We start from the raw sequence: 12495 nt of genomic DNA on the forward strand, positions 1-12495 counted from the left end.
GGACACGATCCGTCTCTCGTTTTCTAGTTCACACAACGCGGGCCCGACGAGCCGGCATCGATGGGCGGGCCGGGCGGTGCCGGGGTGGGGGTCGTTCCGGCCGTGGACGCGGGCTCGAGGCCTGTCTCCGACGACTCGGATGACGTGGTGGTGCTGGTTGTCTCGGCGGACGTCGGGCCCTGGTAGTCACTCGACAACACCACCCGCACCGAGCCTTCGGGCAGTGTCGCGTCGGTGTCGGTGGGGAGTCCGCCGAGTGCTGCGGCGACCGCCTTGGCGCTGTCGTCGTCCGCGGAGTGCGCGAAGACGGTGGTCTCGCTCACCGACGCGCCCGTGTAGTTGCCGACCTCACCCTGGCCGTAGCCGAGCGACGTCAGGGCGTCGGCGACGCCGTTCGCGAGGCCCCCGACGTCGCTGGCATTCGCGACGTCGACGGTGACGGTCGAGGCGTCGATCTTCGGGGTCTCGGACGTGGTGGTGTCTTCCGAGTCGGTGGGTTCCTCGCCGACGAGACCGGCCACGTACTTCTTCACGTCCTTCGGCTTGACCTCGACGATGGACTCGCCGTAGTCGGTCATGCCGTTGAGATCCGCGACCGGAATCGTCTCGAACTGCACCTTGCCGCCGGCGAGGTCCTGCAGTTGGGTGGCGAATTCGATGATGTCCCAGTCGTCGTCGAGCACGACCGAGCGTTGCACGGCGCCGCTGAGTTCGTTCAGTTTGCCCGGGTCGCTGAGAGTCTTCGCGGACAGCACCTTGCCGACGAGCGAGGCCATGAACACCTGCTGACGCACGATGCGGTCGAGGTCGCCGCGCGGGAGGTCGTGGCGCTGACGCACGAAGCTCAGTGCGTCCGCACCCTTCAACGTCTGCTCACCGGCGGGGAAGTGCGCGCCGGACATGTCCTCGTCCACCGGTTCGTTGAGGCAGACGTCGACGCCGCCGACGGCGTTGGTGAGGAGGACGAACCCGAGCAGCCCGACCTCGGCGTAGTGGTCGACGGTGATCCCGGTGAGATCGGCCACCGATTGGATGAGCGCCTCACGGCCGGCCTTCGTCGACTCCTCCTCGGCTTCCTCGTCGGTGGCTCCGTCCTCGACGAGTTGGAGCCGCTCGGTCTCCTTGGTGGCGCCGTACGCGGCGTTGATCTTCGACATGCCGATGCCCGGCACGTCGACGTAGGAGTCGCGGGGGATGGAGATGGCGGTGGCGGAGCTTCCGTCGTTGGGAACGCGGATGAGGACGATGGTGTCGGTGTTGGACGCCACTTCTTCGCCGGCCCGCAGCGAGTCGAGTTCGTCCTGGGACAGGGGGTTGCCGTGGGCGTCGGTGCGGCTGTCGGTTCCGACCATGAGGATGTCGACGGCGCCGTCGGCGCTTCCGCCGAGTCCTAGACCGCCCGCGGTTGCCAGATTGTTGCGCAGCGAGTCGATGCTCCGCCAGGCGAATCCCGTCACGACGAGGGCGAGCACCGACAGCACCGCCACAGCGATGTGAATCGGCCGCCGAGCCGTGCTCGGGGGTGCGTCTGGTGCGGGTTGCTCGTGTGACACGGAAACCAGGCTACTGGTCGACGCGCCGGGAGCAGGGAGGCGTCGATCGGCGTGCCAGACTGACCCCCGTGACGAACATCCTTGTGACCGGCGCCCGGGGACAGCTGGGCGGGCACCTTCTCCGGCGAGCCGAGGCGACCGGAATCCCGGCCCGGGGTGTGGGGTCGGACGAGCTCGACATCACCGACGCCGACGCGGTGAATGCGCAGGTCGAAGGTGGATCGGTGGTGATCAACTGTGCCGCGTACACGGCGGTCGACGCTGCGGAGTCGGATGAGGACACCGCCTTGGCGGTGAACGAGCTGGGGCCTGCCAACCTGGCGGCGGCGTGCGCCCGGGTGGGTGCCCGGCTGATCCACGTCTCCACCGACTACGTCTTTGCCGGGCAGGGGGACACGCCGTACGAGGTGGACGCCCCGACCGGTCCGGCGACTGCCTACGGACGCACCAAGCTCGCCGGCGAACGCGCCGTCCACGCAGCGCTTCCGTCCGCCCATGTCGTGCGCACCGCATGGGTCTACACCGGGGTCGGCTCCGACTTCGTCTCCACCATGCTCCGGCTCGAGCGCGAACGTGACACGGTCGACGTCGTGGACGATCAGGTGGGCTCGCCCACATTCGCCGGCGACCTGGCCGGCGCGCTGCTCGAACTCGCCGGTCGCAGCGACGTCGACGCGCCGGTGCTGCACGCCACCAATTCGGGCCGGGCGAGTTGGTTCCACCTCGCGCGCGCCGTGTTCGAGGAAGCAGGCGCGGACCCGCAGCGAGTGCGGCCGTGCACGAGTGCCCAGTTCGTGCGGCCCGCCCCTCGACCGGCGTTCTCGGTGCTGTCCGGTCGCGCCTGGGCCGACGCCGGGCTGACCCCGTTGCGGCCGTGGCGAGACGCGTTGCATGCCGCCCTGCATGCAGCGGTGTGAGGCGGACCCGCTCTAAACGGCTACGCTTGCCCGCGTGAGTTCGAAGCTGGCCGTGGTGACGGTGACCTTTTCGCCAGGTGAGCATCTGGAGCAATTCCTGGGCACTCTCGCCGAGGCGACGAAAGAAGATCCGCAGGTCGTGATGGCCGACAACGGATCGACGGACGGCGCCCCCGAGGCCGCGGACGCGGCGCACGACCACGTGCGCCTGCTGCGCACCGGCGGGAACATCGGCTACGGCGGTGCCATCAACAGGGCTGTGGCGGAGATCGACGACGAGATCGAATTCGTCGTCATCGCCAATCCGGATGTTCGCTGGGCGCCCGGATCGATCGACGTACTCCTCGCGGCCGCCGAGCGCTGGCCGCGAGCGGGGGCGCTCGGACCTCTCGTTCTGGAACCCGACGGGAGCATCTACCCGTCGGCGCGCCAGGTGCCCGACCTCGTGTCGGGGGCAGGGCACGCGATTCTGGGCACGGTGTGGCCGTCCAACCCGTGGACTGCCGGCTACCGCCAGGAGAACGAGACGGTCAGTGAGCGGTCGGTCGGCTGGTTGTCCGGTTCGTGCCTGCTGATGCGGCGGGCGGCCTTCGACTCGATCAACGGCTTCGATTCCCGCTACTTCATGTACATGGAGGACGTCGACCTCGGCGACCGTCTGGGCAAGGCCGGGTGGCTCAACGTGTACGTGCCCTCCGCCGAGGTCACCCACGCGAAGGGGCACGCCGCGGGCAAGCATCCGGAACTGATGCTGCCCGCTCACCACCAGAGCGCGTACCGGTTCCAGGCCGATCGTCATCCCCACTGGTGGCAGGCGCCGCTGCGGTGGGCACTTCGGGGAGGATTGGCAGTGCGGTCGAAGATCGCCGTGGCTGCCGCAGTCCGGGAACGACGCACGAACCAGAACGAGGGGGGAACGACTCATGGCAATTGAGAAGGCGACCGATGCAGTGGTGCTGGTCGGCGGTAAGGGAACGAGGCTTCGCCCGCTGACGTTGTCGGCGCCCAAGCCCATGCTGCCCACGGCGGGTCTGCCGTTCCTCCAGCATCTGCTCGCACGGATCGGCGCGGCCGGGATCAAGCACGTGGTCCTCGGCACATCCTTCAAGGCGGAGGTCTTCGAGGAGTACTTCGGCGACGGCTCGAAGCTGGGACTCGAGATCGACTACGTCACCGAGACCGAGCCGCTCGGTACCGGTGGCGGCATCCGCAACGTTCTGCCGAAGCTGCGTGGTGACCACGCCATGGTCTTCAACGGCGACGTCCTGGGCGGCACCGACCTGGGCGCGATCCTCGACACCCACCGGCACCGGGACGCCGACGTCACCCTGCACCTCGTGCGGGTGGGGGATCCGCGGGCGTTCGGCTGCGTGCCGACCGACGCGGACGGCCGGGTGACCGCGTTCCTCGAGAAGACGCAGGACCCGCCGACCGACCAGATCAACGCCGGCTGCTACGTCTTCAAGCGCGAGATCATCGAACGGATCCCCGAGGGACGCGCGGTGTCGGTGGAGCGCGAGGTGTTCCCGTCGCTGCTGGCCGAGGACGCCCGCGTCTACGGACACGTCGACTCCTCGTACTGGCGCGATATGGGCACCCCCGAGGACTTCGTGCGCGGTTCCGCGGACCTGGTGCGCGGCATCGCACCGTCACCTGCGCTCGACGGGCCCCGCGGCGAATCGCTCGTCCACCCGGGTGCGGGTGTCGCCCCGGGTGCGCTACTGATCGGCGGAACCGTCGTCGGTCGCGGCGCCGAGGTGGGTGCGGGCGCACGACTCGACGGCGCGGTGCTGTTCGACGGCGCCGTGGTCGAGGCGGGAGCGACCGTCGAACGGTCCATCATCGGTTTCGGCGCACGCATCGGGCCGCGGGCTCTGGTGCGTGACGCGGTGATCGGTGACGGGGCCGACATCGGCGCCCGATGCGAACTCCTGCGCGGCGCCCGGGTGTGGCCGGGAGTGACGTTGCCCGACGGCGGGGTCCGGTTCAGCACGGACGTGTGAGAGATCAACGTACCCCAGCCCTGAAGGGCCGGGTTTGCCAGTCGCGTCCCCGACTGGCTGTCAGGTGCGCGCCGACTGTAGGCCGGTTGATTAGGCGGCCCAATAGCCGTGCGTCGTGGTCATGTACGTCACGTACCCCAGGTAGGCAATGTTCAACGCGGCATTGTGATCTGCCTGACCGACATGTCCACACACCCGGCACACAAACCGATCCTGTGTGATCCGGTTCGCCTTGTCGACGTGCCCGCACGGGTAGCACGTCCGCGAGGTGTTCCGCGGGTTAATGACCTCCACAGGGACACCCACCGACGCGGCTTTGTAGGTGACGAAGTCCCGCAACTGTGCATACGCCCACGAGTGCAGTTGTTGCCGCTGTGCCTTGGCCAGCCGTACCCGCTCGCGGATCCCAGAAAGGTCTTCCAGGACGATTCCGCGACCGGTGCGTTGCGCCTGAGCAACAATGGTCTTCGAAATCTGATGGTTGATATCGGTGGCGTACCGATGCTCCTTCTCGCGACGCCGTCGCAGCTTCCGCTTCGCCGACTTCGACCCGACCTTCTGCAAGGTCCGCCGTGTCCGCGTGTACTTGCCGCGGCGTGCGGGTGACCGCCCCACCGGACCAGTCCGCCGACGCAGCGGTGTCATCGGAGGTGACCGCTCAGGTTCACGATCCCCAGGTCCACGCCGAGGAACTCCTCGACCACTACCGGTTCGGGTGCCGGGACGTCGACAGTCGCGTGGAGGAACCACATGTTGTCGCGGAACACGAGATCTGTCTCACCACAACGGTGTTCCAGGAGTGCACGCTGCCACGGCGCGCACACGTACCGCACCGCTTTGAGTCGGCCTTCGCTTGTCCAGATACTGATCGTCGAGCCCTGCTGTTGCCAGGACAGGCACCGATCGTCGAACGGTTGCGCCGCCAACGCCCGGAACCCGATTGCCGTGGCGGCGATATCCATGGCGCGTTTGCCGCCACGCGGGCCGTAATTACCGGCCTCGAGGTTCGCGCCCCGCGCCGCGTAGGCGTCCGCGACCTTCTTGATCGTGCGGACCGCCGGTTGCGCCGACAGCCCCAACGCCTTCAACTGGTGGTAGACGGCCTTCTGCAGGGCGAACGCGCGGCGATCCTCGCTCGCGTGCCCGACCTGTGACACCACGCCTGCGGCGGTGTTACACAGCATCAGTGTGTCGTGCAGCGCACGCGCCTGCGCGTCGGTGGGGGCAAGTTTGATCTTCACCACCCGTTTCACACCCTCACCACACTCCCGTGCGTCATCAAATATCGTCGAGGCGCTGACCGAGTTCAACGCGAAGCACGATCACGTGCATCTGCCGATTCACGACCCACGACCCACCGACAGTTCAACCGTCAATTCTGATCACCAGCCGCGAGGGTGTCTCGGCACGGCATCCGCGACAGCAATTCCCCGACCACACCCGGGCAAACCTCTGCAGTCACTCTTCGCCACCATCATATTTCGCTGCCTCCGCCGGAGAGACCCCGCTGTCAAACGTCGCCCCATACATCACCAACCAGAAACAGCCCTGATCCCGGGGGGAGTCGTGCAGTCCCGGCTCTACCACGCAACTCTGATCGGCACCTCCGGCCATGAAGAGCCCGGCTTCCGCCGAAGCGCTGGTGAAGTGACGCACGGTTTCACACGCTAAGTGGCGCTGGACGATTCGTATACGGAGGGATCGGCGATCCGGGCACGAGTCGTCCCAACGGATTACACGGATGATCGGATCGGGTTGCCGAGCAACTTGCGGCCCGTTCGGGGGATCTCGGCTACGCCGACCCGGCGATCTGGGGAACATCCTCCGGTGACCGTATCTCGGCGAAGCGCCCGACGCTGGAACCGCTCCGCTAGCGCAGTCCGGCCAGGTGCACGAGCTGGTCGATCGTGGACTTCTCCGCGTTCGGCGGCAGTGCGTCCACCGGCCACCAGCGGAGATCCGTGGATTCGGAGCTGCGCACGATGTGGGCGCCGGGACGCGCGCGGACGAGGAACCGGAGATCCAGGTGCCGGGTGGGTTGTCCGAGTGAGCACGTGATCGGGTGGGTGTGCGCCGAGAGCAGGTCGGGATCGATCCGGAGGTCGGGAATTCCCGATTCCTCGCACGCCTCCCGCAGCGCGGCGTCGACGACGGTCTCGTCGGAAGGCTCGCAGTGCCCGCCCAATTGGATCCACCGGCCGACCCGGGGATGCAGGGTCAGAAGCACGTGACATCCTCCCTCGTCCAGGACGAGGGACGACGCCGTGATGTGTCCGGGTGCGTGCTCCCGCAGGCACCCGAGCGGCGCCGACGCGAGGAACGCGAGCATGGTGTGGCGCAACGATTCGTCGTTCTCGTCGAGCGTTTTCCAGCCCTCGAGCGCGGCGGTCGCGGTGCGGTGTAGTGATTCGGCGCTCATTGCGCGTGGGTCATCTCTCGATCAGGGCGTCGCCGGGGTCGGCGGCGTGTCGGGGGGTAAGTGGTTCGAGGGGGTGGCCGACGGCGACCGCTCCGAGGGGTTGCCAGTCGGCGGGGAAGTCGAGGGTGCTGCGGACGATATCGGCGGCGAAGATCGTCGACCCGATCCAGCAGCTGCCGATTCCCTTGGTGGCCAACGACACCAGCAGCCCCTGCACCGCGGCGCCGACCGCGACGGTGAACATCGTCGACTCCGCCGCCTGCCGGCGCTTGTCGGGGTAGGTGTGGGCGCCGTCGGGGACGCAGAACGGGATGATCACCTCCGGTGCGTCGAACAAAATGTTGCCGCGGGCCACCCGCGCCGCCACCGCGTCCGCGCTCATCCCGTCGGCGGCCAGGTCGGTGCGCCACTGCTCCCGCATCCGGGTCAGCAGGGCGTCTCGGACGGTGCGGGTGCGGACCCACACGAACCGGACCGGTCGGGTGTGGTGCGGTGCGGGCGCGGTCAGGGCGTCCGCGATCGACGCCCGCACCGCATCCGGATCGACCGGGTCGGTCGAGAACTGGCGGACCGAGCGGCGCAGCAGCAACGCCTCCGCCCGGCCCAGCTCGACCGATTCGGCGGTGCCGAGCCAGAACAGGTCCTCGGCGCCACGCCGGATCAGATCCTGTGCCCGCGAACCGTCGTCGACCAGATCCAGACCACGCACGACCGCGACCGGTACCCCGCCGAGTTTGCCCTTCACCAGATCCCCCGCCGCGGCGATCTCGTCGGCGACCGCCACCTCCGTCACCACCAGTTCGTTGCCCTGACTGTCGCGGGACCCGGCGTACCCGTGCAACACCGGAAGCCCGACCGCGCCGATCGCGGCGTCGATCTGGCCGTTGCGCCACGCCCGGCCCATGGTGTCGGTGACCACCACCGCCACCCGCACCCCGAGCGCCACCTCGATCGCATCTCGCAGGGTGCGGGCGCTGGCATCGGGATCCTCCGGCAGCAACGCCAGTTCGGAGCCCGCCACGTTCGAGCCGTCGATGCCCGACGCGGCCTGCACGATCCCGAGCCGGTTCTCGGTGATCAGGGTCCGGCCCTTGCGGGCCACGATCCGGACCGCTTCCTGCTCGACCAGCCGCCGCCGGGCGGCATCGCGTTCCTCCGGGTCGGTCGGGGAGGACACGATCCGGCCCTCGACCTTCGAGAACACCTTGCTGGTGACCACCAGCACGTCCCCTTCGGCGAGCCACGGCGCGGCCGCAACGATCGCCGCCGCCAGGTCGTCGCCGGGCCGGAACTCGGGCAGACCGATCACCGGGCGGATCTCGAGCGCACCGCCCGGGGCGTGATCGAGCCGGGCGGAACCGGTGGCGTCGCTCACAGCGCCACCCCCGCCACGTCCAGCGCCGCCCGCACCATCGCGGCGGTGGCGTCGGGGTCGGACATGATCAGCGGCACCCGGGCCACCTCCACCCCGGGAACCTCGGCGGTGTCGGTGTCGTGGACAAGCCAGCCGTCGAGGATCCCGGTCCCGGACCGGGCCCCGTACCAGCGGCCGATCGCCTCCGCGGAGGTGTCGACGCCGATCACGTCGAGGCATTCGTCGGCCATGCCGCGCAACGGTTTTCCGCCGACGATCGGCGAGATCCCGACCACCTTCGCCGCGGTGGTGCGCAACGCACCGCGGATCCCCGGCACCGCCAGGATCGCCCCCACACTGACCACCGGATTCGACGGTGCCAGCAGCACGATGTCGGCCGTCTCGATCGCCTCGAGCACCCCCGGCGCCGGGGCGGCCTGCTCGGCGCCGATGTGCGCGAAGCTGTGCGTCGGGACCTGGGCGCGGTACCGCACCCACCACTCCTGGAAGTGGATCGCCCGCTGCTCCCCGTCCTCGGGATCGGTGATCACGACGTGAGTTTCACTACGATCATCGGTCACCGGCAGCAGCGTCACACCCGGCTGCCACCGGTTGCACAACGCCTCGGTCACCGCCGACAACGGATACCCCGTCCGCAGCATCTGCGTGCGGATCAGATGCGTGGCGATGTCCCGGTCACCGAGCCCGAACCAATCCGGTTTCGCACCGTAGGCGGCGAGTTCGGCCTTGGCGTTCCAGGTTTCACCGGCATGCCCCCACCCACGCTCGGTGTCGATGCCGTCGCCGAGGGTGTACATGCAGGTGTCCAGGTCCGGGCAGATCCGCAGTCCGTGCATCCACACGTCGTCGCCGACATTGACGACAGCGGTGATGGAATGGCCGGAATCGGCGCCCGCACGACCGGGCGCATCGGCCCCGAGCAACCTCCGCACACCTTGCAGGAACCGGGCCCCGCCCACCCCGCCAACCAATACAGTCACGTTCACGGTGCAAGCCTAGGCGGTGGCCGACCGCCTCCTGTGAGCTGCTTCCCCGAAGCGAATCGAGAGCGCGAAATAGTAATCGACTTTCGACGGTTAGCTTGACCGCGACACGCTGGGCGTGTCTAATCACAAATATGTCATTCCGACGTTGTGGGCGTGGAATCACTTGCAACGGGGATCAATTCGAACGGTTGTTCGAACGGGTGGCAGGGGTGTTCGGTTCGGGGTACATGATCGATCGAAATTTTCTGCGCTATCACAGGTGAGGAGGCGGAACGATGCCCAATGAGCAGATCGAGTCGGAGACTCGCTGGAGCACAGTAAGCGACGAACCGCAGACCAATTCCGAAGCAGGCGCAGCGGACGGCGTCTGTGTTCAAGAAGTCTGTGTGCAAGAAGGCAGTGTGAAAGAAATTCCTGTGCCGGAACTCGTCGCACAGGAAGTCGAGACGACGGGCCCCCGCCCGGCGTTGAGTCTGGTGACCGGTTTCGACGAACTGTTCGAGACCATCGAGGACCAGTGGCAGGAACGCGCGCTCTGTGCGCAGACCGACCCGGAGGCCTTTTTCCCTGAAAAGGGAGGCTCCACCAGGGAAGCGAAGCGCATCTGCCTGGGCTGCGAGGTGCGGGACGAGTGCCTCGACTACGCACTGGCCAATGACGAGCGGTTCGGTATCTGGGGTGGCCTGTCGGAGCGTGAGCGCCGGCGCCTGAAGCGGGGGATCGTCTAGTTCAGTCTTCGTCGCCCGGCAGATCCGGGTCGATGACCTCGGGTTCGACTCCGAGGTAAGTACTCACCTGCTGTACGAGCACGTCGTGCACCAGGTCGGTGAGGTCGTCCGGGTCCTTGGCGCGCTGTTCGAGCGGTCGTCGGAACAGCACGACTCGCGCCCGCGTCGTGGATCCGTGCCGGTCGATGCCAGCCGGGATCAATCGGGACAGTGGCACGGGCCCGTCCGCCACGACCTCGGCGGGCCAGTTGACCGAATCCGGGTCGAGCGCATGAATCTTCGGGACCTCGTCGACAGCGATGTCCAGCTTCGTCAGGCGTTCGCGCCAGCGCGCGTCGATCGGCGCGAATGCCTCGAGCACCACCAGATCGAACTTCTCTGCGCGGCTCCGTCGTGCCGGCGCGTCCGGAGGGAAGACGGACCCGCGGATTCCCCGGCCCCGTCGGTCGACGGATCGGGTGGTCACGGGACGCCTGCGTCGTGCTCTGGACATGGTGTGGACATTACGACAGCCGCACACTCTCGGTGTGTCCGAGTAGGTGTCGGGCCTTCGTGGGGCTAGGCTTCCTAGCTGTGAGATCTCTGCGTCGATGCTGCCGCCCCGGGTGCAAGAACCCCGCTGTCGCGACGCTCACGTACGTCTACTCCGACTCCACCGCCGTCGTCGGCCCGCTTGCGACGGTCGACGAGCCGCACTCGTGGGATCTGTGCGAAACGCACGCGTCGAGGATCACCGCACCCAAGGGCTGGGAACTGGTTCGGTACGAGGGTGGGTTCTCGTCGAGCACCCCGGACGAGGACGACCTGACCGCGCTGGCGGAGGCCGTGCGGGAGGCGGGCCTCGGCGATCGCGGGCGGTCCGAACGGGCCCTGTCCACCGAGGATCGCGCGGAGACCGGCACCCAGCCCAGCCCGGCGCGCACCGGGCGTCGCGGCCACCTGCGGGTACTTCCCGACCCTTCCAACTGACGTCCAGCCTGTTTCCGGGCCTGCGGTCCGCGGCGTGCCGTGCCCGCGACGGGCAGGCATTAGGCTTGCGCCAGCACTGGTGCTCGTAAAGGAGAAACAAGAAGTGGCGCGATCAGCCGAGTCCGTACATGCCGTGATCAAGGCTTACGACGTGCGGGGTGTCGTCGGTGAACACATCGACGCCGCGTTCGTGCAGGACGTGGGTGGCGCATTCGCACGACTCGTTCGCGAGGACAGCGCCACGAAGGTCGTGATCGGCTACGACATGCGCGCGTCTTCCCCCGATCTGGCCCGCGCGTTCGCCGATGGCGTCACCGCCCAGGGTCTGGACGTCGTCCTCATCGGACTCGCGTCCACCGATCAGCTGTATTTCGCTTCGGGGCTGTTCGACTGCCCGGGTGCGATGTTCACGGCGAGCCACAACCCGGCGAAGTACAACGGCATCAAGCTGTGCCGCGCAGGCGCGAAGCCGGTGGGGCAGGAGACGGGCCTCGCCACCATTGCAGCCGAGGTCGTCGACGGGGTTCCCGCGTTCGACGGTGCTCCCGGCACGGTGTCCGAGGAGGACGTGCTCGAGCAGTACGCGAGTTTCGTCCGCGGACTGGTGAACCTCTCCGACCTCCGCCCGCTGACGGTGGCCGTCGACGCGGGCAACGGCATGGGCGGGCACACCGTCCCCGCCGTGTTCGAGCCGATGCCGGTGAAGCTGGAACCGCTGTACTTCGAACTCGACGGCACGTTCCCGAACCACGAGGCGAACCCGCTCGACCCGGCGAACCTCGTGGACCTACAGCGGTACGTCCGTGAGACCGGGGCCGACATCGGTCTGGCCTTCGACGGCGACGCCGATCGCTGCTTCGTGGTCGACGAACTCGGCAACCCGGTGTCGCCGTCCGCCGTCACGGCCCTGGTCGCCGAGCGGGAGCTGGCCAAGGAGCCCGGCGCGACCGTCATCCACAACCTCATCACGTCCCGCGCGGTGCCGGAGCTGGTGACCGAGCTGGGCGGACACCCGGTCCGCACCCGGGTGGGGCATTCGTTCATCAAGCAGCAGATGGCCGAGACGGGCGCGATCTTCGGCGGTGAGCACTCCGCGCACTACTACTTCCGCGACTTCTGGGGCGCCGACTCCGGCATGCTCGCCGGACTGCACGTCCTCGCGGCACTGGGGGAGCAGGATCGTCCGCTGTCCGAGCTGATGGCGAAGTACGAGCGGTACGCGGCGTCGGGTGAGATCAACTCGACCGTCGCGGACGCCGCCGAACGGACCGCCGCGGTGCTGTCGGAGTTCGCCGAGCGCACCACGGACGTGGATCGGCTCGACGGTGTCACGGTCGCGCTGGCGGACGGCGCGTGGTTCAACTTGCGGGCCTCCAACACCGAACCGCTCCTGCGACTCAACGTGGAGGCGGCGACGGCGGCCGAGGTAGATGCACTCGTTACCGAGATACTGGGCATCGTCCGAGCCTGACTGCCATAGTTGGAAGTAAAGGTTCTGCTCGTGCTGCGAATGTGGCTTGCACCGATGAAGAAAGGGGGTGCGGT

Annotated in this window: 12 protein-coding genes and 1 pseudogene; 7 read left to right on the plus strand and 6 right to left on the minus strand. The window is 68.0% G+C overall.

Features of this window, described 5'->3' with window-relative positions:
• Positions 1 to 23 precede the first annotated feature (23 nt).
• Positions 24 to 1487: an LCP family protein gene (locus FND50_RS14065; RefSeq protein ID WP_144289052.1), complete on the minus strand. Its 1464-nt coding sequence runs from the start codon at positions 1485 to 1487 to the stop codon at positions 24 to 26.
• Between the two features lie 134 nt (positions 1488 to 1621).
• Here FND50_RS14065 and rfbD point away from each other — a divergent pair, with 134 nt between their 5' ends.
• The 3 genes from rfbD to FND50_RS14080 are packed head-to-tail and all read left to right on the plus strand — an operon-like array spanning position 1622 to position 4473.
• The gene (gene rfbD / locus FND50_RS14070; protein ID WP_080606322.1) at positions 1622 to 2470 is read left to right on the plus strand and encodes a dTDP-4-dehydrorhamnose reductase; all 849 of its coding nucleotides are present in this window, start codon (positions 1622 to 1624) and stop codon (positions 2468 to 2470) included.
• 34 nt (positions 2471 to 2504) lie between these two features.
• Entirely contained in the window at positions 2505 to 3404 is a 900-nt protein-coding gene (locus tag FND50_RS14075; protein ID WP_005240022.1) for a glycosyltransferase family 2 protein, read from the plus strand.
• On the plus strand, positions 3394 to 4473 hold the full coding sequence (locus FND50_RS14080; protein WP_144286154.1) for a sugar phosphate nucleotidyltransferase: 1080 nt from the start codon (positions 3394 to 3396) through the stop codon (positions 4471 to 4473). The genes FND50_RS14075 and FND50_RS14080 overlap by 11 nt, the downstream gene beginning before the upstream one ends.
• A gap of 90 nt (positions 4474 to 4563) precedes the next feature.
• Here FND50_RS14080 and FND50_RS14085 read toward each other — a convergent pair.
• Positions 4564 to 5726, minus strand: a pseudogene (locus tag FND50_RS14085) (RNA-guided endonuclease InsQ/TnpB family protein).
• Positions 5727 to 5803: 77 nt separating this feature from the next.
• Here FND50_RS14085 and FND50_RS37765 point away from each other — a divergent pair.
• Positions 5804 to 6025 (plus strand): transposase, encoded by a 222-nt coding sequence (locus tag FND50_RS37765; protein ID WP_397494177.1) that lies wholly within the window; start codon positions 5804 to 5806, stop codon positions 6023 to 6025.
• A 318-nt stretch (positions 6026 to 6343) separates the two neighbouring features.
• On the opposite strand, the gene FND50_RS14095 is transcribed toward FND50_RS37765, so the two are convergent.
• Genes FND50_RS14095 through cofD form a run of 3 tightly spaced genes read right to left on the minus strand, consistent with a single transcriptional unit; the run spans position 6344 to position 9253 of the window.
• Positions 6344 to 6892, minus strand: coding sequence for an NUDIX hydrolase (locus FND50_RS14095; RefSeq protein ID WP_144286155.1), 549 nt, complete (start codon positions 6890 to 6892; stop codon positions 6344 to 6346).
• A 10-nt stretch (positions 6893 to 6902) separates the two neighbouring features.
• The gene (locus FND50_RS14100; RefSeq protein ID WP_144286156.1) at positions 6903 to 8267 is read right to left on the minus strand and encodes a coenzyme F420-0:L-glutamate ligase; all 1365 of its coding nucleotides are present in this window, start codon (positions 8265 to 8267) and stop codon (positions 6903 to 6905) included.
• Entirely contained in the window at positions 8264 to 9253 is a 990-nt protein-coding gene (cofD, locus tag FND50_RS14105) for a 2-phospho-L-lactate transferase (protein ID WP_005264987.1), read from the minus strand. The genes FND50_RS14100 and cofD overlap by 4 nt, the downstream gene beginning before the upstream one ends.
• A gap of 467 nt (positions 9254 to 9720) precedes the next feature.
• Between cofD and FND50_RS14110 the strand changes: the two genes are divergently transcribed.
• Positions 9721 to 9981, plus strand: coding sequence for a WhiB family transcriptional regulator (locus tag FND50_RS14110; protein WP_166680705.1), 261 nt, complete (start codon positions 9721 to 9723; stop codon positions 9979 to 9981).
• Between the two features lies 1 nt (position 9982).
• Here the strand turns inward: FND50_RS14110 and FND50_RS14115 are convergent, their stop codons facing one another.
• Positions 9983 to 10474, minus strand: a complete 492-nt coding sequence (locus tag FND50_RS14115; protein WP_029539455.1) for a metallopeptidase family protein — start codon at positions 10472 to 10474, stop codon at positions 9983 to 9985.
• Positions 10475 to 10554: 80 nt separating this feature from the next.
• Between FND50_RS14115 and FND50_RS14120 the strand changes: the two genes are divergently transcribed.
• Positions 10555 to 10950: a DUF3499 domain-containing protein gene (locus FND50_RS14120; RefSeq protein WP_005259770.1), complete on the plus strand. Its 396-nt coding sequence runs from the start codon at positions 10555 to 10557 to the stop codon at positions 10948 to 10950.
• Positions 10951 to 11053: 103 nt separating this feature from the next.
• On the plus strand, positions 11054 to 12421 hold the full coding sequence (locus tag FND50_RS14125; RefSeq protein ID WP_144286157.1) for a phosphomannomutase/phosphoglucomutase: 1368 nt from the start codon (positions 11054 to 11056) through the stop codon (positions 12419 to 12421).
• The last annotated feature ends 74 nt before the right edge of the window (positions 12422 to 12495 follow it).

Origin of the sequence: Rhodococcus sp. WB9, from assembly GCF_007558985.1 — a bacterium.
GTDB classification, from domain to species: domain Bacteria; phylum Actinomycetota; class Actinomycetes; order Mycobacteriales; family Mycobacteriaceae; genus Rhodococcus_F; species Rhodococcus_F opacus.

Bases quoted from the DNA above. Each gene is read 5' to 3' on its own strand.
- FND50_RS14080 (WP_144286154.1), top strand. From the start codon at position 3,394: ATGGCAATTGAGAAGGCGACCGATGCAGTGGTGCTGGTCGGCGGTAAG.
- FND50_RS14095 (WP_144286155.1), bottom strand. From the start codon at position 6,892: ATGAGCGCCGAATCACTACACCGCACCGCGACCGCCGCGCTCGAGGGC.
- FND50_RS14115 (WP_029539455.1), bottom strand. From the start codon at position 10,474: ATGTCCAGAGCACGACGCAGGCGTCCCGTGACCACCCGATCCGTCGAC.